The sequence below is a fragment of the Mesorhizobium sp. LMG 17147 genome, from assembly GCF_024297145.1.
Lineage (GTDB): Bacteria > Pseudomonadota > Alphaproteobacteria > Rhizobiales > Rhizobiaceae > Mesorhizobium.
The window spans coordinates 1-21,151 of record NZ_JANCTC010000019.1; the positions used below are offsets into that span (position 1 = coordinate 1).

21 protein-coding genes and 2 pseudogenes are annotated in these 21,151 nt (G+C 60.3%); 9 read left to right on the top strand and 14 right to left on the bottom strand.

Annotated elements, in window-relative coordinates; translation table 11 throughout:
• From NMG46_RS24455 to NMG46_RS24465, 3 genes are all read left to right on the top strand, one after another.
• The coding region (locus NMG46_RS24455) for an amino acid ABC transporter ATP-binding protein (protein ID WP_254820040.1) at positions 1–419 on the top strand (419 nt) is incomplete at its 5' end.
• Positions 420–470: 51 nt separating this feature from the next.
• Positions 471–953 carry a hypothetical protein gene (locus NMG46_RS24460; RefSeq protein WP_254820041.1) on the top strand — a complete coding sequence of 161 codons (483 nt, stop codon included), beginning with the start codon at positions 471–473 and terminating at the stop codon, positions 951–953.
• Positions 935–1,126 carry a hypothetical protein gene (locus tag NMG46_RS24465; RefSeq protein WP_254820042.1) on the top strand — a complete coding sequence of 64 codons (192 nt, stop codon included), beginning with the start codon at positions 935–937 and terminating at the stop codon, positions 1,124–1,126. The genes NMG46_RS24460 and NMG46_RS24465 overlap by 19 nt, the downstream gene beginning before the upstream one ends.
• A 174-nt stretch (positions 1,127–1,300) precedes the next feature.
• On the opposite strand, the gene NMG46_RS24470 is transcribed toward NMG46_RS24465, so the two are convergent.
• On the bottom strand, positions 1,301–2,221 hold the full coding sequence (locus NMG46_RS24470; protein WP_254820043.1) for a basic amino acid ABC transporter substrate-binding protein: 921 nt from the start codon (positions 2,219–2,221) through the stop codon (positions 1,301–1,303).
• Between the two features lie 338 nt (positions 2,222–2,559).
• On the opposite strand from NMG46_RS24470, the gene NMG46_RS24475 reads away from it, so the two are divergent.
• Positions 2,560–3,246, top strand: a complete 687-nt coding sequence (locus NMG46_RS24475; RefSeq protein ID WP_254820044.1) for a hypothetical protein — start codon at positions 2,560–2,562, stop codon at positions 3,244–3,246.
• A 96-nt stretch (positions 3,247–3,342) separates the two neighbouring features.
• Here NMG46_RS24475 and NMG46_RS24480 read toward each other — a convergent pair.
• Positions 3,343–3,771 (bottom strand): annotated as a pseudogene (locus NMG46_RS24480) (transposase); the annotation flags it as partial.
• A gap of 315 nt (positions 3,772–4,086) precedes the next feature.
• On the opposite strand from NMG46_RS24480, the gene NMG46_RS24485 reads away from it, so the two are divergent.
• On the top strand, positions 4,087–5,343 hold the full coding sequence (locus NMG46_RS24485) for an NAD(P)/FAD-dependent oxidoreductase (RefSeq protein ID WP_254820045.1): 1,257 nt from the start codon (positions 4,087–4,089) through the stop codon (positions 5,341–5,343).
• A gap of 39 nt (positions 5,344–5,382) precedes the next feature.
• On the top strand, positions 5,383–5,703 hold the full coding sequence (locus NMG46_RS24490; RefSeq protein ID WP_254820046.1) for a 2Fe-2S iron-sulfur cluster-binding protein: 321 nt from the start codon (positions 5,383–5,385) through the stop codon (positions 5,701–5,703).
• Positions 5,704–5,907: 204 nt separating this feature from the next.
• On the opposite strand, the pseudogene NMG46_RS24495 reads toward NMG46_RS24490, so the two are convergent.
• The 5 genes and pseudogenes from NMG46_RS24495 to NMG46_RS24515 all read right to left on the bottom strand — a co-directional run.
• A pseudogene (locus NMG46_RS24495) lies at positions 5,908–6,072 on the bottom strand (biotin synthase); the annotation flags it as partial.
• Positions 6,073–6,200: 128 nt separating this feature from the next.
• On the bottom strand, positions 6,201–7,055 hold the full coding sequence (gene nadC / locus NMG46_RS24500) for a carboxylating nicotinate-nucleotide diphosphorylase (RefSeq protein ID WP_254820047.1): 855 nt from the start codon (positions 7,053–7,055) through the stop codon (positions 6,201–6,203).
• Positions 7,055–8,596 (bottom strand): L-aspartate oxidase, encoded by a 1,542-nt coding sequence (locus NMG46_RS24505; RefSeq protein WP_254820048.1) that lies wholly within the window; start codon positions 8,594–8,596, stop codon positions 7,055–7,057. The genes nadC and NMG46_RS24505 overlap by 1 nt, the downstream gene beginning before the upstream one ends.
• Positions 8,593–9,567: a quinolinate synthase NadA gene (nadA, locus tag NMG46_RS24510; RefSeq protein WP_254820049.1), complete on the bottom strand. Its 975-nt coding sequence runs from the start codon at positions 9,565–9,567 to the stop codon at positions 8,593–8,595. The genes NMG46_RS24505 and nadA overlap by 4 nt, the downstream gene beginning before the upstream one ends.
• Positions 9,568–9,634: 67 nt before the next feature.
• Positions 9,635–10,606, bottom strand: a complete 972-nt coding sequence (locus NMG46_RS24515) for a hypothetical protein (protein ID WP_254820050.1) — start codon at positions 10,604–10,606, stop codon at positions 9,635–9,637.
• 188 nt (positions 10,607–10,794) lie between these two features.
• On the opposite strand from NMG46_RS24515, the gene panB reads away from it, so the two are divergent.
• Both panB and panC read left to right on the top strand, forming a co-directional pair.
• Positions 10,795–11,640: a 3-methyl-2-oxobutanoate hydroxymethyltransferase gene (gene panB / locus NMG46_RS24520; RefSeq protein ID WP_254820051.1), complete on the top strand. Its 846-nt coding sequence runs from the start codon at positions 10,795–10,797 to the stop codon at positions 11,638–11,640.
• Positions 11,637–12,539, top strand: coding sequence for a pantoate--beta-alanine ligase (gene panC, locus NMG46_RS24525; RefSeq protein ID WP_254820052.1), 903 nt, complete (start codon positions 11,637–11,639; stop codon positions 12,537–12,539). The genes panB and panC overlap by 4 nt, the downstream gene beginning before the upstream one ends.
• Here the strand turns inward: panC and NMG46_RS24530 are convergent.
• Positions 12,536–13,483 carry an IS481 family transposase gene (locus tag NMG46_RS24530; RefSeq protein WP_254820053.1) on the bottom strand — a complete coding sequence of 316 codons (948 nt, stop codon included), beginning with the start codon at positions 13,481–13,483 and terminating at the stop codon, positions 12,536–12,538. The genes panC and NMG46_RS24530 overlap by 4 nt on opposite strands.
• A 121-nt stretch (positions 13,484–13,604) precedes the next feature.
• Here NMG46_RS24530 and NMG46_RS24535 point away from each other — a divergent pair, with 121 nt between their 5' ends.
• Complete coding sequence (locus tag NMG46_RS24535; protein WP_254820054.1) at positions 13,605–14,765, top strand: IS110 family transposase; 1,161 nt, start codon at positions 13,605–13,607, stop codon at positions 14,763–14,765.
• 353 nt (positions 14,766–15,118) lie between these two features.
• Here NMG46_RS24535 and NMG46_RS24540 read toward each other — a convergent pair whose 3' ends face one another.
• From NMG46_RS24540 to NMG46_RS24565, 6 genes are all read right to left on the bottom strand, one after another.
• On the bottom strand, positions 15,119–15,856 hold the full coding sequence (locus NMG46_RS24540; protein WP_254820055.1) for an SDR family oxidoreductase: 738 nt from the start codon (positions 15,854–15,856) through the stop codon (positions 15,119–15,121).
• A complete protein-coding gene (locus tag NMG46_RS24545; RefSeq protein WP_254820056.1) occupies positions 15,853–16,653 on the bottom strand; it encodes an HpcH/HpaI aldolase/citrate lyase family protein in 801 nt (266 codons plus the stop codon). The genes NMG46_RS24540 and NMG46_RS24545 overlap by 4 nt, the downstream gene beginning before the upstream one ends.
• A complete protein-coding gene (locus NMG46_RS24550; RefSeq protein ID WP_254820057.1) occupies positions 16,650–17,621 on the bottom strand; it encodes a phosphoglycerate dehydrogenase in 972 nt (323 codons plus the stop codon). The genes NMG46_RS24545 and NMG46_RS24550 overlap by 4 nt, the downstream gene beginning before the upstream one ends.
• A 16-nt stretch (positions 17,622–17,637) precedes the next feature.
• Positions 17,638–18,765, bottom strand: coding sequence for a Gfo/Idh/MocA family protein (locus tag NMG46_RS24555; RefSeq protein ID WP_254820058.1), 1,128 nt, complete (start codon positions 18,763–18,765; stop codon positions 17,638–17,640).
• Positions 18,766–18,885: 120 nt separating this feature from the next.
• Entirely contained in the window at positions 18,886–19,956 is a 1,071-nt protein-coding gene (locus NMG46_RS24560) for a LacI family DNA-binding transcriptional regulator (RefSeq protein ID WP_254820059.1), read from the bottom strand.
• 152 nt (positions 19,957–20,108) lie between these two features.
• Complete coding sequence (locus NMG46_RS24565) at positions 20,109–21,089, bottom strand: Gfo/Idh/MocA family oxidoreductase (protein WP_254820060.1); 981 nt, start codon at positions 21,087–21,089, stop codon at positions 20,109–20,111.
• Positions 21,090–21,151: the final 62 nt, after the last annotated feature.

Here is a 21,151-nt window from a genome sequence, read left to right on the forward strand (position 1 = left end):
TCTGGGTGCGCAAGATGCCGCGCAAACAGGCCGAGGAAATCGCCATGCATTTCCTCAAGCGCGTCAAGATCCCGGAACAGGCCAACAAATATCCCGGCCAGCTTTCCGGCGGCCAGCAACAGCGCGTGGCGATCGCCCGCTCGCTGTGCATGAACCCGCGCATTATGCTGTTCGACGAGCCGACTTCGGCACTCGATCCCGAAATGATCAAGGAGGTGCTGGAGACCATGGTCGGCCTTGCCGAGGAAGGCATGACCATGCTTTGCGTCACCCACGAGATGGGCTTTGCCCGCAAGGTGGCCAACCGGGTGATCTTCATGGATCAGGGCCAAATCGTCGAGCAGAACACGCCGGCCGAGTTCTTCGACCATCCGCGCCACGAGCGCACAAAGCTGTTCCTCTCGCAGATCCTGCACTGATCTAGAGCGCATCCTGCGGCCTTCGCCTTCACGCTTGGTAGATTTTCGCTGTTGCTTCATGCAGCACTTCTCGCGACCTGCGGCTCGGCTTACGCAGACCACATCATTACGGACCAGCTCGGGCGCGAAGTTCAAGTCCCTGACACGGTCAGGCGCGCGGTTATCCTGCAGCACCAGACTGTGAACATCGCGGTACAGCTCGACGCGAGGGACGAGGTAGTCGGCGTCCTCGACGAATGGAAGACGCTGCTTGGCCCTAACTACGCTCCCCTGGCGCCAAAGCTCGCTGACCTGCCGATGCCAGGTGGGCTGACCAAAGTGAATGTCGAGGAACTTCTGACGCTCGATCCGGATGTCGTGTTCATCACAAACTCTGCACCACCCGAAGTGATCAATGAAATTATGAGCGTTGGCCTACGAGTCGTCGCAGTCTCTCTAATTAAAGTGTCCACAACGAGGCCACAAAGGACAACCCATCTGTTTCAGATGAGTCCTTTGCCTTTGATGAAGGTTTCGTGGACGGAATCCGTCTGATCGCCGACGTTCTCGACCGCAAGCCCCAGGGCGAAGCGATGATCGCCAAGGCGACCGTGAGCCGCAAGCTCGTCGCCGATCGGCTTGTTGACCTGAAGGACAAGGAGCGCGTGCCGGTCTACATGGCGAACCGGACCTTTCGACCTATGGCCATGGCAAGTACACGGGGTTGAAGATGCGGCGGGCGGGAGCCCGCAACGTCGCCGATGCGATCGCGGGCTTCAAACAGGTATCCATGGGGGACGTGATCGGCTGGAATCCGTCCGTGATATTTGTGCAGGAGCGCTATTCGGCCGTGGTCGGCCAGATAAAGGCGGATCCCGCCTGGGCCAACTCTGACGAAATAACTAGAATTTCATAGGATCTTCGCCAAACCACTTCTTGTATATCGTCGCATATTCACCGCTATCGATTACCTTCGCCAGTCCGCTATTGATAAGAGATTCGTTTTTTGATTCTTTTGGTAGTCCTATCACATAGAAGTCTGTTGATATGAGTCCCGGTATTACTTTGATTCCTCTCACTTCGCCGGTTGCAACTGCATAATTCACCTGAGATGCGTCTCCGATGGCAGCGTCCACGTTTCCGCTCGCCAACTCGAGAAGGCTATTAGGTGTGTTGAAGGTGCTAATATGGGCATCCGGAATAGTTGCAGCTCTTGTCGCTCCCACCGAGCCAATCTCGACAGCGATACGCTTCCCCTTAAGGTCTGCTTCCCGAAGAATGGAGTTGTCGTTCGACGGGACCACAATCACAAGCCCGGTTTTGAAGTAAGGTTTGGAAAAAGCGATTGACTTGGCTCTCTCCTCATTTGCCGACATCGCAGCCATCGCGCCATCGTAGGTGCCTGCTTTGAGCGCTGGAATGATACCATCGAATGGCACACTCTCAAGCTTCGCCTTAAATCCGGCAGCTTTGCCAATTGCGGCAAGGAGATCGATGTCAAAGCCGACCAGTACGCCATCCTTGCTGAACTCGAACGGAGGGTATGTGGGGTCGGTAGCGAAAGACAGTTCCTTCAGATCCTGAGGCCAGGCAATGGAAACATGGGATAGAGAAGTGAGCATGATGATGGCAGCTGCGCCAAACATCTGTTTTGCATGCGAGCGGAATCTCAAGTCCATAACGTCTATCCTTACTTTGAAGTTGCGAATAGAACCGTCGGGAATCTGCGCGTTCGATTCAACGGAGAGGAGTCGAACTTTGGATGCAGCGCGATGCAACTGAGTCAGGCTGGGATCGCCGCGCGCAGAAGCCCAGTTGAGCAAGCTATCTCCGCCTAATCGGCAAGGGCGGATTCGAGCAACTGCTGACCGGCGGCGAACCGCTGGGTGCGACGCGGAGGCCATCTCGACACGAGTTTCGATATGTTTCGAACCAAGTTTATCGGCCGAACCGGTGGTCCCTGGCTGTGACCGCGAACGTTGCCTAACTCTCCACCCTAGGATGAAAGCTGAGCTATTAAAAATTGAATTTTGCTACCGTATGCTAAGAGCAGAGACCAGTTCCATACTTATGCGAGACCGTCTGCGACTTCTGACAGTCCAGCTTCAAGTTTTCACCTATCTTTATTCATCCGAAAACCAACTCCTTGGGAGGGATGCCAATGGCCTCCACATTCGATCTGCCTTCAGCGCTGCGCGATGCGATCACTACACCGCCATTTCGAGTCCAGATTGCATTCGAAGCTAACTGGATGGAGGCATGGCGCTTCGAACCCAATGCGCTGCCCTCTCGGGAAGTTATACAAAAGATGCTCGCTGGGCGGGAAGCGAACGTCGCAATTGAGTTCTGCTTCAAGCTCCTTAGCGGTGAAAATTTCTTTTTCGGGCAGCGGCGCCTTGGAGAGAAAGGTAATCGCGAAACACTGGAGTTCCTTGATAGAGCGCTGGGGTGTAGCCTCGGTCGTGACTGGATAGACTTTCCAGAGTTTCTCTCTCGCCTGGAGAAAGCGATGCCAGATATTGATGGCATTGGGGCGGATGCTTTATGTAGGAGCCTCGACAGTGTAGAAATCGGCATTACCGATTGGTGGCAACGCGGGGACGTTGTTGAGGTTTGGGATAGTCGCGCTCCCGTTATGCTAGATCATGACCACTTGAAAATGAGGATGGAAAATTATCATTCATTGCATCGAAACAATATCAAGTTTGTTTGTTTGGAATTCAATTTCAAGTCCCCTTTGCATCATTGGTTTGGAATAGAAATTTCTGATCAGGAGGAAGGAATCCATACGCTTCGGATATCGAAGGCGCATTCGTGGATGGTGGCGTGTTTTCCGAATGGCAGCTAAGCGATATGCTTTTTAGGGGTGGCTTGGCTCGTGCCTTTGCCTACGTGTTTTGCGGTCACAATTCTAGCCGGTAGAAGAACTGAAATCGTCAATCGGAATACTGTGCCTCCATCGACCGAAGGTATCGGCCACCGGCTTCATCGGGAACCGTCCTTCGACAAAAAGAGCGGCCCCGAGATCGGTTTTTTGACTGGGCTTTGGAAAGGGGCTCGCGCAGTATCTCGGCTTCCAGCGTCTTGCGGCCGAGCATGCGCTCCAACTCGTGCACGCGTTCTTCGAGCTTCTTGACTTCGGAATTGCCGACGACAGTTTCGTCTGAAACCACGGCGGCTGCCCCTCCCTCGCTCAACAATCTGCGCCACCGATAAAGGAGATTTGGCGCAACCCATGCCGGCGGGCGGTAGACGATACCGTCTCGCCCGCCTCAAAGCTCTCCTCGATGATCTGCAGCTTTTGCTCGGTTGTCCACCGCCTGCGGCGGACGTCGCCCGTTATCACTTCAATGCGTCGATACTCGTTGGACATAAGCTTATCCCCAAGCCTGTGCTTGAGCCTTTCTGCTTATGCCGAATACCCGGTCAGAATGGAGGGCACCTTACCGCGCCACCTGTGCCGAGAAAATCGGTTGTGTCACGTTTAACAATGGATCGCCAATTCCTGACCGTATGAAGTCTTCTGAGAATGCTCATTTGAGAAGCCGGCGCCGTTGGTCATTCATCGAACATACGTTGCAGAACCAAGTGGTGACAAGCATTCCGGTCCGCGTCATCCCTGTCACACGATGTTGTCTCACATTTGCAGTTGCAACGAATTCTAATTTAGGCGGGTTTTTGGATTGCGATGAAGAACGGCGTCGTGATTATCGGAGCGGGTCATGCGGGGGTACAAGCCGCCGCCAGCCTCCGTGAGTTGGGCTATGATCAACCTGTGATATTACTCAGCGATGAGCCTGAACTACCATATCACAAGCCCCCACTGTCGAAGATGTTTATCAAGGATGCTGAGGGAAAGGCGCAGCCCCTCCGCGGCGAGGCCTTCTACGCTGGCAGCGCCATCGACTTCCGACCTGGCGTTAGAATAGAGCGGATCGATGTTTGCCGGCGCAGTTTGGAGGTCGCAGGCGGTGGCGTGACTAATTTCGACAATCTGATCTTGGCGACCGGATCGCGCCCGCGCACTTTGGCACTGCCTGGCGCGGATCTTTCGGGTGTTTTGTCGCTTCGTTCGCTGGCCGATGCGCGGCTTATTCGGGATTTAAGCGCACAGAGCGAAGATGTCGTCATTCTCGGCGGCGGCTTTATCGGGCTTGAGATCGCCGCTACGCTGCGCGCGGGTGGCCGCACCGTTAGCGTTCTCGAGGCAGCCGACAGGCTGCTTGGCCGCGCAGTGGGACCGATGGTTGCGGCCCATGTACGCCGTCGGCTAGAGGCGACGGGCGCGCGCATACTGCTAGGCACCACCGTTGCCAGCTTCGAAGGCAAGAACGGCCATGTAAGCGCCATCATCACCTCGTCCGGCGAAAGGTTACCGGCACGGATGGTCGTCGTCGGGATCGGCGCCTTGCCTAATGTGGAACTGGCGCAAGCAGCGGGACTTACTGTCGGCAATGGCATTCACGTTGATCACCAAATGCGCAGTTCGGCGCAGGAGATCCTCGCGATCGGCGACGTTGCATCCTATCATCACTGGTTCACCGGCAGCCGCGTAAGGCTTGAATCAGTGCAGAACGCCACCGACCAGGCACGGCTTGCGGCGCGCACCATCATGGGCCAAGGCGATGCCTTTTCGGCCGTGCCTTGGTTTTGGTCCGACATCGACGACATGAAACTGCAGATGGTAGGGCTTACAGCAGGCGGCGACAGCCACGTGTTGCTCGGTAGTCTGCCAGACAACAAGTTCTCAATCTACCACTTCGCGGGACAGCGGCTGCTCGGTATTGAATCAGTTAACCGTCCCAGTGACCACATACTTGGTCGCAAGATGCTCGCAGCTCGGTTTTCGCCGACGCCGCGTATGGTCATAGAGGGTAGTAACACAAGCTTAAATACCGCGATCGCGGATCACCTGAAGCAGGGGCGGGCCGGGGCGGTATTATAGCCTAAGCAACTATCCAAACGTACTTCTATCCGGAATCAAATGACCAAGCTCACATTTATCACCCATAACGGCACGCATTTCCAAATCAATGCAGCGGATGGCTCAACGGTCATGGAAAATGCGGTTCGAAACGCAGTGCCAGGAATAGAAGCCGAGTGCGGCGGCTCTTGCACTTGTGCAACCTGTCATATTTACCTGGACGAGGCATGGGTGGCGGAATTAGGTGAACCGGGCGAGACGGAAGCAGACATGCTGGACTTCGCATATGATGTTCAGCCGAACTCCCGCCTTTCATGCCAGATTAAAGTACGTGCAGAGTTAGATGGCCTGGTCGTGAGGGTGCCCGAACGACAGGGATGATGCGAACACTGACTTGACCTGCAGGTCGGCGCCGTGAGTAACGAGTTGTCCGAAAAATTGTATCTGTGTTGATGTCTTTGCCGCAGAGGCCATAGCTGCGGAACCTTTGGCTCGGCAGGCTGGGAATAGAGGCGTGGCGAAGAAATGAAGGACTTTCGCAAGGCTGAGGCTTGCCTGCATTCGTTCGCGCCACGCTGCTCAGGGCTTGATGCTAAGAAGCCGGCTGAGTTGGACCTTGTTGGGATCGAAATTCTGGCGGTGAATGGTTTGCGCCTGAAACAGCAGGTCATTGAAAGGCGCGTCACGCAGCGCCCGGGCCTCTTCCAGGGTCCACAGCCTGCGGCCGTCGACGGATTGAGCTTCAGGCATGGTCTTTTCCGAAATCGCTGCGTGTATTTCCATGCTGTTCCCCGGCGTTGTGGCGGCGTAGGCGCCCTTGAACCTGGCGGCTCGCGTCGAGAAGAGGCCGATCGACGGCCGATGGTCAGCCTCGACGATCAAAGCACGTGGTAGTCGAGGCCGATATCGAGGATAGGCGCGCTGTGGGTCAACCAGCCGATGGAAATCAGATCGATACCGGTTGCGGCGACGGCTGGCGCAATCGCGGCGGTGATCCTGCCCGACGCCTCGGTGATCGCCCGGCCGGCAACCATGGCCACCGACTGGCGAAGCTCGTCGACCGACATGTTGTCGAGCAGTACAGCGTCGGGAGCGAGCGCCAGGGCTTCTTCCAACTGGGCCAGGGTATCGACCTCGACCTCGATCTTGATCAGATGGCCGACGCTGCTTCGCGCCCGCTCGATTGCCGTGCGGATTCCACCGGCTATAGCGATGTGGTTGTCCTTGATCAGGATGGCGTCGTCCAGGCCAAAGCGGTGATTGGAGCCGCCACCGGCGCGCACGGCGTATTTTTCGATAGCTCGTAAGCCGGGTGTCGTCTTGCGCGTGCAGACGATCTTTGCTTTGTGCCCGCGGATCGCATTGACAATCGATGCCGTCGCCGTGGCGATGCCGCTCAGATGACAGAGGAAATTGAGCGCTGTCCGTTCCGCCGTGAGTATCGCCCGGGCTGGACCGCTCACTGTCGCAATGACCTCTCCGTGCGCGACTTCGCTGCCGTCCGCACGATGCACGGTCATCTCGACATTCTGGTCGATGAGCTGGAAGGCGAGCGTCGAAACGTCCAGGCCGGCGACCACCCCCGGCTGGCGTGCCGAAAGCACGGTCGTTGCCCAAAGGTCCTTCGGCACGATGGCATCGGTGGTCAAATCGCCGGCCCTGCCAAGGTCTTCGAGCAGAGCTGCCCGTACCAGAGGCTCGAGCATGATTGTTGGAAGTGGCGAGAGGTTCATCACGTGAGGCTTTCCAGCACGGGAGAGTGTGCGAGGTCCCGACCTGCCGCCAAGGCAGCATCGAGGGTGATTTCGGAATGTCTGGCGACGGCCGCATGATCGGGAAAGTCCGTCCGGCAGTGGGCACCGCGGCTCTCCCGGCGCTGCAAGGCGGCGATCGCGATCATCAACCCGACCGCGGCGGGATCCGATGCCGCATCCTCGCGCTCGGCGAGCGGCAACAAGGCGCGTGCGGCTGCTTTCAATGCTTCACCGTCCCGCAAGACGCCGACCGCGCGCGACAGAAGAGGGCGCACGGTTGTCGGGTCGGGCGAAGGGCAGTCGCTTGCAATCGCCGGCCTTATTCGGCGGGCAGGGGTTCCCGTCAGGCTTTCCGCGACCCAACGCGCGCAGACGACGGCCTCGGTCAAGGAATTGCTGGCAAGCCGGTTGGCGCCGTGCAGCCCGGTCGAGGCGACTTCGCCGCAAGCCCAAAGTCCTGGAATCGACGTATGCCCGTCCAGATCCACAGCGACGCCACCCATGTGATAGTGCTGCGCCGGCCGGATGGGGATGAGATCACGTGCCGGATTTATGCCAGCCTTGCCGCAGGCTGACGCGATCGTTGGAAAATTCTGCGCGAATGTCGCCCCCGGCTTTTCGCGTACGTCGAGGAAGACGCGATGGCCGTCCGCGAGATGCTTCCAGACAGCGCGCGCGACGATGTCGCGCGGCGCGAGCTCGGCACCCCGCACACCGTCGAGGAAACGTCGGCCCGTCTCGTCGACGATCACCGCGCCTTCGCCGCGAACCGCCTCGCTGATCAACGGCATCGGACGGCCCGGCCCCTCAAGCGCGGTCGGATGGAACTGGATGAACTCCAAATCGGCAAGAGTTGCCCCGGCTCGCGCTGCGAGCGCCAGGCCCTGTCCGCAACTGCCCAGCGGGTTTGTCGTGTCATGGAACAGGCCGCCGATCCCGCCAGTGGCGAGAACGACCCGTCCGGTGGCGAGGAGCACCCGACCGGTCGCCGAACTCGCCACCGCGCCGGTGATCCTGCCATCCTCCACGGCCAGCCGACGCGCTTCGACACCCTCGATGACTGCAATTGTCGGCGTGGAGCGCACAGCGGCGACAAGTGCGCGCATCAACTCCCGTCCGCTGCCGTCACCTTCGGCATGAACGATGCGCCGCCGACCATGCGCGGCTTCCAGCCCGAGACGAAGAGCACCTGCGGGCGTTCGATCGAAGCGAACCCCGAGGCGCGCTAGTTCCTCGATCGCGGCGGGCGCCGCGTAGACGATGCGCCGAGCTGCTTGCGCATCGCAAAGACCGTCGCCTGCGGCGAGTGTGTCGGAAAGATGAAGCGCCGGCTCATCATCCTCGCCCAGGCTGGCGGCAAGCCCACCCTGCGCCCACCCGCTCGACGCGTCCTCGCCAAGTGGGGATCTCGACAGGAGAAGCACCGGCTCAGGCGCGAGATGCAGCGCGGTCATCAGCCCGGCTATGCCGCCGCCGATGATGACCGGCCGGCCGCCGAGATCGAGGACGTCCATGCTCATATGGCCAGCATCCGCTCGACGGCCAGCCGCGCGCGCCCGGCGATCGAAGGCTCGATGGTGACGACATGGCGGTTCTGCTCGAGTGCTGTGCGGATATTGGCGAGTGTTATCCGCTTCATGTGCGGGCACAGGTTGCACGGCCGGATGAACTCGACCTCGGGGTGTTCGACCGCGACATTGTCGCTCATCGAGCATTCCGTCATCAGCACGACGCGAGGCGGTTTTTGTCGTCCGACATAGTCGGACATAGCGGCAGTCGAACCGGAGAAGTCAGCTTCCGCGACGACTTCCGGCGGACATTCGGGATGCGCCAACACTGTCACGCCCGGATGACTTTCGCGCAACTCTCTGATGTCGGCTGGCGTGAAGCGCTCATGCACCTCGCAATGCCCTTTCCAGGCGATGATCCGCACGGCGGTCTGGGCGGCAATGTTATGGGCCAGATATTCGTCCGGCAGCATGATCACCTGGGGAACGCCCAGCGACTCCACCACGGCCTTGGCATTGCCGGAGGTACAGCAGATGTCGGACTCGGCTTTCACTTTGGCTGATGTGTTGACATAGGTAACGACCGGCACGCCCGGATAGCGTTGCCGCAGCAGGCGGACGTCCTCGGCGGTAATGGAGTCCGCCAGCGAACAGCCTGCCCTGAGGTCAGGAATCAGCACCGTCTTTTTCGGATTGAGCAACTTCGCCGTCTCGGCCATGAAATGCACGCCGGCCAGCACAATGACATCGGCTTCGGTCGACATCGCCTTGCGAGCAAGCGCCAGGCTGTCGCCCACGATGTCGGCGACACAGTGGAAGATCTCCGGCGTCTGGTAGTTGTGCGCCAGGATGACGGCATTTCGCTGTCGCTTCAGTTCGAAGATGGCGTCGATATCGCTGGCGAAAGCCGGCCATTCTATCGGCGGGATTACCCGCTGGACACGATCATAGAGCGATGCGGCGGTGGGCAGCGAAGTGGGCATCCGAGCTCCGAGTTATTCTCACAATGAGTATAAGTACGCCATATACTCACTCTGAGAATAAATAGAGTCAAGCCCGCGACAGCGGCAATTTCGTCCCGGCGACCGCCCGCTCGTCGAGGACAGCGTGACGAAAGCGGAAGAGCTTGGCGGGCCGTCCGACGGTCTCGGCTGTTGTCTCCCCCACCTCCTCGACAAGATTCTGCTGCTCGATGAGCCGCCGGAAATTCGGCTTGTGGATCAGTCTGCCGGCGAGGGCTTCGACAGTGCGCTGCAATTGCAGCAAAGTGAATGCTGGCGGCATCAACTCGAACACCACGGGGCGGTATTTGATCTTGGTGCGAAGCCTGGCGATCCCGGTTGCCAGAATGCGGCGGTGATCGGCAATCATCGACCGACCGGGAAGGGGCGGTGGACTGCCGGTGTCCCGGCCACGTGTGGCCTCCGCCACCAGAGCGGCTTCATAGAGCAACTCGTATCGCTGTAGGACGAACTCTTCGTTCCAGTCGCGGTCGTCCAGGCCGAAGGCAGAGGCCACGCGCTGCCGGCGATCACGGCGCATGTTCAAATCTTCGGCTCCGTCGGCCCAGGCCAAAAGCCTGGGCATGAGGATATCGGCCAGGATGGGCGGCACGCCCGTACGGTGATCTTCCCATGGAAAATAGTCGTACCAGCCTCGCCAGCCATGCACTGCGGAGCTTTCGGCCTGCTCTTCGCGCGTCAGGCCGAGATAGCTGATCGAGATCACCCGCTGTACATGCTCGTCACCAATCCGGTCGCGATCGGCGAAAGTGTAGAGCTGCTCGATATAGCCCAGCGGCTGACTGGTCTGCCGCTCTACCCAAGCTCGTAGTCCCGACTGCAGGGAGCGATGGCCGAGTTCAAAAGGGCCTGACGGCAAAGCGCCGGCTTGTCCTATGGTCAGCACGCGTGGCTCGCCATTCGTCACAGCAATTACAACGGCGATCAGGTCCGCGCAGACGGCCTGATTGCGGTCACTTCTTCCGGTCTGCTTCTTCGCCAGTGTTGTCTTGTCTTGCATAGGTGTTTGAAAGAATTCCGATTATCAAGTCGCCGGAGGGGACCAACGTGAGCGAAGGGTGGACCGCCGCCTGCTGCCCGTCAACGTTCCGCGCGAAATGGCGCGTGCAGTCAGGCCTTTGCCCTTCGCATCTGCACAAATTTATGCCAAATGCGGCCGCTGGGTGGCTAACGTGAGGGAAGGACGCCATGAGCGCGACGCACCATGTGAGGGCGGTGACGCCACCGGAAGTAGAGGCGCGCAAGGGAGGCATCCCGCTGGTCTGCCTCACCGCCTATACGACACCGGTTGCCAGGCTTGTCGACCCGCACTGCGACATCGTGTTGGTCGGCGACAGCGTCGGCATGGTGCTGCATGGACTGCCTTCAACGCTTGCCGTCACGCTCGACATGATGATCTTGCATGGAAAGGCCGTTCGCCGCGGCCTTGAGCGCGCGCTGATGATCGTCGACATGCCGTTCGGGTCCTACGAGGAAAGCCCCCAACAGGCGTTTCGCAATGCCGCTCGACTGATGGCCGAAACGGGCTGCGCCGCCGTCAAATTGGAAGGTGGTGAGAGCATGGCTGCGACAATCCAGTTTCTGACTGCCCGTGGTATTCCGGTCATGGCGCATATCGGGCTGACACCGCAGGCGGTCAACACATTTGGCGGCTACAAGGTGCAGGGCAGGGGCGATGATAGCGAGAGGATCGCTCGCGACGCAAATGCAGTCGCCGATGCCGGCGCCTTTTCGGTCGTGTTCGAAAAAGTGCCGGAGCAGCTGGCGCGCCGGATCACCGATGACATTGCAATTCCCACTATCGGCATAGGTGCTTCGGCCGCCTGTGACGGGCAGGTCCTGGTGGTCGACGACATGCTGGGCATGTTCACCGACTTTCGACCGAAATTTGTCAAGCGCTACGCCGAACTCGGTCAGGATGCCAGTGCCGCCATTGCCGGATATGCAAGAGACGTGCGCGAGCGTCGCTTTCCAGCCGCCGAACATGTTTTCGGCGATAACCCAAAAGCCGTTGATAGCGAGGACGCGGCATGAGCGTCGCCATCGTTCGGACTGTCGCGGACCTTCGGGCAATTGTTGGGGGCTGGCGTCGCGAAGGAATGAAGGTGGCCGTCGTCCCGACAATGGGTGCTCTCCATGAGGGACATCTCAGCCTTGTGCGAGCAGCGCTTGCCCAAGCTGACCGGGTAATAGTGACCCTGTTCGTCAATCCGAAACAGTTCAACAATGCAGCTGACCTCGCCGCCTATCCCCGCACTGAGAATGAGGATGCGGTCAAACTTGCTCCGATAGGGGCGCATCTCCTCTATGCTCCCAACGCGGAGGAAATATACCCCGACGGCTTTGGCACCACGGTTTCGGTCAGTGGCGTTAGCGAAGGCCTGTGTGGTGCGTTCCGGCCAGGTCATTTCGACGGGGTGGCGACCGTTGTGGCAAAGCTGTTCCTGCAAACCGCTGCCGACCTCGCGTTCTTCGGCCAGAAGGATTTCCAGCAGTTGCATGTCGTGCGGTGCATGGCTCGGGATCTCGACATTCCAATAACTATCGTCGGTTGCCCGACGGTGCGCGAGGTTGACGGGCTGGCTCTCTCCTCGCGCAATGTCCGGCTCACGGCCGCCGAACGAGAGGCCGCGCCGAAACTTGCATCGGTGCTATTTGACGCGGCGGAGCAACTCGCGGGCGGGGCACCGGTTGATCCAACGCTTGTCGTGGCGCGGGCGGCGATCCTCGCCGGCGGCTACGCGCAAGTCGAATATCTGGAACTGCGGGCGGAGGAGGGTTTGCGGCCGCTGCACGACCTCGACCGGCCTGGGCGACTGCTTGTTGCGGCGTGGCTCGGCGAGACGCGGCTGATCGACAATGTCAGGGTCTTGCCCCGGCAGAACATCGTTGGCTTTTCGCGAAACCCTGGCATCGCCACTGCACTGAACTAGGTGTTCAGTCCCGGCATTTGATGGATTGGATCAATAGTGAATGGATCCGGGTCTGAAGTCCATCGTTTGCAGATGAACTCGTACGCTGTGAGGCCCTTCAGCGTCTTTAGCCTGCGGCCGAAATTGTAGGCGTCGATGAAGTCCTGAAGGTGACGCTGCAGTTGTTCATGGCTGTCGTAGTGGAAGCGCTTGACGGTCGCGTCCTTGATGGTTCGGTTCATCCGTTCCACCTGTCCGTTTGTCCAGGGATGGTTGATCTTGGTGAGCCTGTGCTCGATGCCGTTTTCGTCGCAGACGCGATCGAAGATGTGGTGGAACGCGTATTTGTGACGGGCGTGGTTGGTGAACTGGATGCCGTTGTCGGTCAGCACCGTGTGGATAGGGTAGGGGACCGCCGCGATCAGATTGCGCAGGAACTGAGCTGACCATTTGCCTGCCTCCCGGTGGAGCTCGGCGTAGGCGAACTTGGATGTGCGCTCGATGGCTACGAACAGGCGCAGCTTGCCCTCGGCCGTTTGCACCTCGGCAATGTCGATGTGGAAGAAGCCGATCGGATAGGCTTTGAACTTCTTCTTGGGCGCCTTGTCGCCTTCGATCTCCGGGAGCCGGCTGATGCCGTGCCGCTGCAGGCAGCGATGCAATGAAGACCGCGACAGGTGAGGGATCGTCGGCTGAAGCGCATAGAGACAGTTATCGAGCGGCAACAATGTGTGCTTGCGGAAGGCGACGATAATTGCTTCCTCTTCCAGCGAGAGCACCGACGAATGCGGTTCTTTCGGCCCGGTCGCGAGGTCGGCGACCGAGTTGCGCTTCTTCCACTTGGCAACGGTCTTCTGGTTGATCCCGTAGCGCTTTGCCAGAGCCCTCAGGCTCTCTTGACCATTTTGTATCGCTCGACGGATCGCCTCTGTCGTCGTGGCGCTCCCGTGTAGAACCTGGCCCATAGCGCATCCCTCCATTCCTGCGAGAAGACTGCACCATCAAAGATCCCATGACCGGTGGTGGATAGCGACCTGCGCTCTGGCAGAGTGGGGTTGTTGACCAACAACTCTGTGGAGGCCAATCATGCGTGTTGTAGCCGATCGATCTGCGGCGCCTGTCGCTATCCGCACCGATCTTGGCGCGATCTTCGTTTCTTTGGAACTCAGTAAATCGACCTGGTTGATCACTTCGCTGTCGCCGGGCAGTGGGGAGAAGATGTCGAAACATGCGGTACGCGGCGGCGATATCACAGGACTGCTGGCACGCTTTGCCCAGCTTCAGGATAAGGCACAGGCGCGCACCGGCCGGCACTTTGCGCTTGTGGTCATTCAGGAGGCGGGTCTCGACGGCTTCTGGATCCATCGAATCCTGGAGGCCGAGGGGATCGAAAGCCATGTCGTCGACGCCGCCTCGATTGCCACGTCGCGCCGGCGGCGTCGTGCCAAGACCGACAAGATCGATGGTGAGGCGTTGGTGCGTGCGCTGCTCGCCTACAAACGAGGCGAGCCGCGCGTGTGCGCGATGGTTAGGGTACCGAGCGTCAAGGAGGAGGACCATCGGCGCATCGGCCGTGAACGCAAGGTTCTGGTTGGTGAGCGGACCTGCCATGTCAACCGGATCAAGGGCCTGCTGTTTGCTCAGGGCATCACCGGCTACGAGCCGCTGCGACGTGACCGGCGACATCGGCTTGAGGAATTGAGGACCGGCGACGGCCGCGCACTGCCAGAACATCTGAAGGGGCAAATCCGTCGCGAGCTCGACCGACTCGAACTGGTGATAGCCCAGATCAAAGAGGTGCAGGCCGAGCGCGACGCTCTGCTGGCAATCGAAGTCGCCGAAACTCCAGCAGCGACATTGCTCGATCTCAAAGGTATCGGCCCCGAGTGTGCCGCCATCCTCTACGCGGAAGGGCTGTTCCGGCACTTCGATAATCGCCGGCAGGTCGCCGCCTATGCCGGGCTCGCGCCGACGCCTTGGCAGAGCGGATCGGTCCAGCACGAGCAAGGCGTCTCGAAGGCCGGCAACCCCCGGCTGCGAACGACGATGATCGAGTTGGCCTGGCTGTGGCTGCGCAATCAACCGAGTTCAGCACTTACCCGCTGGTTCCACGAACGCGTGATGCGCAATCAGGGGCGCCTCAAAAAGACAACCATCGTCGCCCTTGCAAGGAAGCTGCTCGTGGCGCTGTGGAAATACGTGACCGCGGGCGTCGTCATCGAAGGTGCCGTCATGAAGGCTGTCTGACGAGATCACACCGATACACTCATCCCTCGAGGCCTGATCAGCCTCGGCGGATCCAGGAGGCGAACCGAGATCCCAGCTGGCTGGAATGCCGTATCAAAGACGGGTCTCGCCTTCTGGGCCCCTGCCGCCGCAAGCGGGATATTGGTGCAGCCGTCTCAAGCGGCGACCGTATGTGAGTTTGACTAGGCTCGATTGACAGAGCCGTGTCACGCAATCGGGCCCAGCTCTGGATTCCGCCGCCAATTGGGAGCAACACGATGCCGCCCTAACACACCTCTTGACCTCAGCATCGTCATGTGAGCCCGGGATCAAACACTCGCGCATATCCGCGCAAAAATTGACCAAGGGTCATGTCATATGACTGTTCGCCCGCCATTGACCGCGAATTTCTGGCCCGTGATGAAATCGGCTTTGGGCGAAGCAAGGAAGACAACCATATCGGCAATGTCGCGCGGCTTGCCGAAGTATCCAAGCGGTGTCCTTGCCAGGTACCAGTCGCGTTTGTCTTGCGGCACATCGGCGTGGCGTTCAACTGGAATCCAGCCCGGTGCCACCAGATTGACCGTGATGCCCTCCGGCGCCAACTCCTTGGCCCAGGATCGTGTCATCGACAGCATGGCGCCCTTTGCCGAGGCGTAGTTGCCGAAATACGGATTGCCTAGCTCCGCGATCTCGGAGCCGATATTGACGACCCGCCCGGACTTGCGGGCACGCCAGTCAGGAAGCACGGCTTGCAGGAGTTCCAGTGGGGCTTTGACAAAGAATTCGAGCTGGTCGAGATAGCTTCGCCAGGTTTGCGCCATCAGCGGCATTTCCGGCTGCGGACCGGTGGCATTGTTGACGATCAGATCGACGGAGCCAAGGTTTCGCGCGATGGTCTCGACACCGCTGGCAAGTTGGTCCTTTTCGACGACACTGAATTTGGCAGCGAAGGCGCGTCCACCCGCCTTAACGATTTCGCTGACCACGCGGCCGGCGCCATCGTTGTCATGGGCGTAGTTAACCGCCACCGCCCAACCGTCCGCTGCCAGCCCCCTTGCGATCTCGGCGCCAAGTCCGCGCGAAGCTCCGGTTACCAACGCTGTTTTCATGATGCACCCCTGTCTGCGTTTGACCACCCCTGCGCGGCGGCCTCAAAAGATGTGCGCAAGGCCTGGGCGCCCTGCATGAGAAATGTCTGATCGCTCGACAGCAGGAAGAAGCTGGCGCCCCGCTCAATCCAGACTGGGACGTCCGCGAGATTGGAGACGAACATGCCGACCCGCCGACCTGCTTCGCGCGCGCGACGGCAGATCTCCGTCACAGCTTCGATGACGGCTGGGTCATCCGGGCTCTGGGCGCCCATCGAGATGGTGAGGTCGATGCGGCCGACAAAAACGCAGTCGAGGCGATCGATGCGGACGATGTCGGCCAGATCGTTCAATGCTTCCCGATCCTCGAGCTGTGCGATGATCGCTGTGTCGTCAATGGCTCGCTGCCGATATGCCGCCATCGGGCTGCGCGTGAAGCCGGCAGCGCGGGTCGAGCCGGCATAGCCGCGTCCGCCCGGTCCGAACAGGCAATGGCGAACGAGCGCTTCAGCATCGGAGCCTGAACGGATGTGGGGAGCGACCACGCCGGTCGCCCCGAGATCCAGCGCATTGAGAATGTTTTCGGGTGAGGCCGAAGCCGGACGGACCAGAACCGGCATGTCCTGAGCGCTCGACGCGAAGATGGCGCCATCGAGGTCCTTGCGGTCAAAAGGAGCGTGCTCGGCGTCGAGGCACAGCACATCGAGCGCGGCGCCTGCCAGAACCTCGGCTACGATACGGCTCGGCGTCTTGATCCAGGTGCCGACGAGCGGCTGTCCCGACAGCAATCTGCCACGGAATCCGAGTGCCGTGCTCATACCGGTGCCCGCAACGTCTGCCGGTTGACCACCGTTTCCGGCATGCTTCCGGCCAGCACATCGAGGACGGATTGTGTCGCCGAGGCGGTCATCCTGGCGACGGATTCGCGGCTGATGCCGCCTATATGGGCTGCGCAGACGAGATTTGGCACACCGTCAAAAGCTTGGGGATCGGGAGGCTCGGTCTCGAACACGTCCAGCGCGGCACCGGCGATTTGGCCGGACTTCAGCGCCGCAAACAATGCCTGTTGGTCGACCACGGGACCGCGCGCCGTGTTGACGAGGAGCGCCGATGGTTTCATCATGGCGATCGCAGCAGCATCGATGAGGTGACGGGTCTCGTCGAGCAGGGGAACATGCAGGCTGATGATGTCACAACGGGCATAGAGTTCGGTCAGGCTCGTCAGTTTCGTCGCGCCCGGGAAATCATCGACCATCTGGTCGAAATAGCAGATCTGGACGCCGAAGCCGGCAAGCCTGCGCGCGACGGCGCGGCCGATCGTACCGGCGCCGATGAGGCCGACGGTCTTGCCGGGCAGTTCAGAGGGCATATACGGGCCGACGCGTTCCCATATGCCGGCCTTTACTGATGCATCCTGCTGCGGAACCTTGCGGACCAAGGCAAGGATCAGTGCCAGTGTGTGGTCGGCCACCGTTTCAGCGTTCATCCCGGGGGTGATCGAAATGGCGACGCCATGCGCGTCGGCTGCCGCGCGGTCGATGGAATCGACGCCGACGCCGACGCGCGCGATGACCCTGAGCGAGGGCAGGGCGCCTAGAACCTCGGCAGTGAACGGATCGGTGCTTACAATTGCCCCTGTACAGCCGTCGGCGAGGCGGACCACCTCCTCTGCCGTGCGCGCACCGAGTTTTGGGGCGAGCACCAGTTCGTGACCTGCGTCGACCAGGCGGCGCCCGGTCAGTTCATCTTCCGGATCATAGCCCGGCCAGCTGACGAATATTTTCATGACGCGCTCCCCGAGGTCAGAGCGACCGGTAACGGATGTCGATCTTTTGCCCGGCCTGTGCCGCCCTGACAGCGGCGTCGATTATCTCTGAGCAATAGTAGCCGTCCCTGAAGCTGGCTCCGATCGGCTCGACATCGTGAAGACCGGCGACCGCGCCGAGAATATGGACTGCCTCGTGGCTGAACGTGTCGACCCAGCCCAGCGGGTGGCCAGGCGGGAACCAGTTCGTGCGGTATGGATCATCCTCGCGCAATACAGGGATGGTGCGGAAGGCGTGATCGCGCCCGGCAACCTTGAGCTCGTTCAGAGTCTGCAGGGAGAATGCGATGGAACCCTTCGAACCGTCGACCTCGATGCGGCTGGTCACCAGGTGGCCGCCAGCGACACGTGAAGCCTCGACGACACCGAGCGCGCCGTTGTCGAAGTCGAGAAGTGCGGCAAACTGGTCGTCGGTCTCGATTGCGGCGCCATCGGCGTCGGAAGGTACCTTGACGCGGGTCGTTGCATGCACGGTGCATGGATCGCTTGCGAGCAGAAAACGCGACAGATCGAGGTGGTGCGCCGCAAGGTCGCCGAGCGCGCCTGCGCCTGCGGCTTCCTTGTCATCGCGCCAGCTTTTGCGTCGGCCGTCCCCCAGCGAAGAGGAAACGAGGAACTGCGAGCGATAGTGGTAGACGTCGCCGATTTCGCCCGACTGGATGATTTGCCGCGCTAGCTGCAGGGCCGGAAAGAACCGATAGTTGAAGGCACACATGTGCTTGACGCCGGCTTGCGCCGCTGCTTGCCACATGTCGAAGGCGGTGTCCGCTGTTGGGCCGAGGGGCTTTTCGCAGTAGACATGCTTGCCGGCCTTGACCGCGGCGATCGTCGGCTCGACATGCAGCGCGTTGGGACCTGAGTTATCGATAAGCTGGATGGCCGGATCGGCGATGAGCTCCTTCCAGTCGGTCACGCCGCGTTCCCAGCCGAGCCGGCGGCGGGCTTCCTCGAGCCTCTCGCCGTTCCTGCCGTAAAGCGCCACGAGCCGGGGGCGGGGAATGTCATCTGTGGCAATTGACGTGACATCGCGGTAGCCAAGCGAGTGAGCCTTGCCCATGAAGGCATAGCCGATCATCCCGACGCCAACCTCGTTCGATCCAGGCATATCCGCACCTTTAACGCTTCGTTTCTGTGATCGCGCCAGGCGCCGATCATCTGAGATATCTACAATATGAATAGCTATGCAATGTCAATCCGGAAATCGGCTGCAGCCGAGGAAGCTTGGCTAGCGCAGTGTCGATTTCCGATCTTTGAGGATGCCCGGAACAAGCTTCAGCTTGCCGGCGCTGCTCGCGCCTTCCTGCCAGCGCTGCTTGAGCAGTCCGATTGCCGCGTCGACCATTTCGCTGGCGTTTTGCTGGATGGTCGTCAGTCCGTAGGACGGCCAGGCAGAGAAGGAAGCGTCGTCGAAACCGGCAATCATTATGTCTTCGGGAATGCGCAGTCCAAATTCGAACCGTGCACATTCCATGACGCCGATTGCTGTGAGGTCGTTGGCGCAAAAGACGGCATCTGGCCGGTTCGCACCTGCAAACATTTCCTTGGCCGCGGCGTAACCGCCCTCGTAGTGGAAGTCTCCCTGGACGATTTCCACCTCGTCGACGCCCAGTTCGCGCAGGCGTCCGATAAAGCCGGCCTGACGATCGGTGTTGGCGAGCGTTTCTTTGCCGGCGATGTAGGCGAAACGGCTGCCACCTTTCTGGAAAAGCAGATTGGCAATCTGGCGGCCACCCTCGACATTGTCGCAGCAGACGGCCGAAACCCATTTGTTCTGCTGCCGCCCGTTGAACAGAACGACGGGAATGCGCATGTGCGCGCATTCGTCGGCGGCCTCTTTCGACAGGATGGACAGCGCCGAAATGATCCCGTCGACGCGGTAGCGCATGATCAGCGGAATGGCATCGTCGAAATACTCATTGTGGTCGACGAAGAAAACCAGAACCTGGTAGCCCTGAGACTGGAACTGCCGGGTGAACAGTTCGAATATTTGGGCATAGTAGGGATTGTACATGCCGCCGATGACGATCGCGATCAGTTGCGATCGATGGGTGACCAGGATGCGCGGCAGTATGCTCGGCTGATAACCAAGTTCGCGCGCCGCAGCGATCACCTTTTCGCGCGTCTTCTTGCTGACGCTGGCGCCCGCAGTAAAGGCCCGCGAGACCGCTGACTGGGATACGCCGGCAAGGCGTGCGACATCGATCGACGACGGCTGTAATTTCGCTCGTCCTTCGTTCTCGACCAGGGGGTCACGCCCAGCCCGCCTCTTGTTCTCGTCGACGCCGTCTTCGCGCACCGTTTCCTCCAGGAATCGCGCTGCCTTGCAATGCATTGGGACGTTAGCCGCATCGGCGGTCGGGGACAATGATCCCGGCGCCGATTACACCGCAAGGCCGCCGGCCGACGCCAAACGACGAATTCAGGAGCTGCCAGCCGTCGCAGACTTTCCTAGACGGACAGTCGCCCGGCCGCCGCGTTGACGCGCTCGACGAGGTCGAATGCATTCAGTCCATCGAGGATCGTCGAGATCGGCGCAGCGCGACCAGCAAGAAGGCTGGCGAGATGATCAATTTCCGCCTGATAGGCGGCCCGGTATCGGTCGGGAAAATGCTCATGGCGCCGGGGCAAGCAAGTGGCATCGGCGCCATCGAAGACCACGGGGCTTATCTCCGGGTCGCCGCAGGTCAGCCGGCCGGCGGAGCCGAAAACTTCAAGCCGCTGTTCGAAGCCATGGGCTGCACGGCGCGTGGCGGCGATCTGGGCAACCGGGCCGTCTTCCCACTCAAGCTGGACGGCGACGCTGTCATGGTCGTCCAGCTCGGCCAGGCTTTTGTCGGCGTTGCGGGCGAGAGCTGCGTGCACGCGCTCCGGCGGTCGTCCCACCAGCCACAGCAATTCGTCAAGGTCGTGGATCACCATATCCGCCACAATGCCGCCCTGGTGGGCGATCACGCCACGATCCGGCAGGCGGGGATCGCGGCTGATCTGTAGCAGATGTTCGATAGTGCCGACCAAGCCCTGGCCGATCTTGTCCTTGACCTCTCGACGGTAGGGATCGAACCTGCGGTGAAAGCCGAGAATGACCGGGATGTCAGCGGCCTTGACCGCCTCCACCGCCTCGACGATCGGCTGTCTGGTCAGCGCAACCGGCTTCTCGCATAACGAAGGCAGGCCGAAACGCAGCGCTTGCTTCAGATATTCGACGTGGGTCGCCGTCGGCGACGCAATGACCAAGCCCTCGGGCCGAAGGCACTCGACTGCCGCCTCCAGCGAGGGAAAGCAGGGCACTCCGATGAATTGCGGCAGATCTCCCGCTTCGAACCCGTTGACGAAGCCGGTGAGCTCGAGCGCCGGATTGCGGCGAACCGAGAGCGCGTGGACTGCTGCTATTCTGCCCGTGCCGATGATGACGATACCACGCCTGCGCATATGTACACTTTTCATTTGAAATGGCGTTCACGACGTTATAGCACTAGCAGAATTGAATAGCT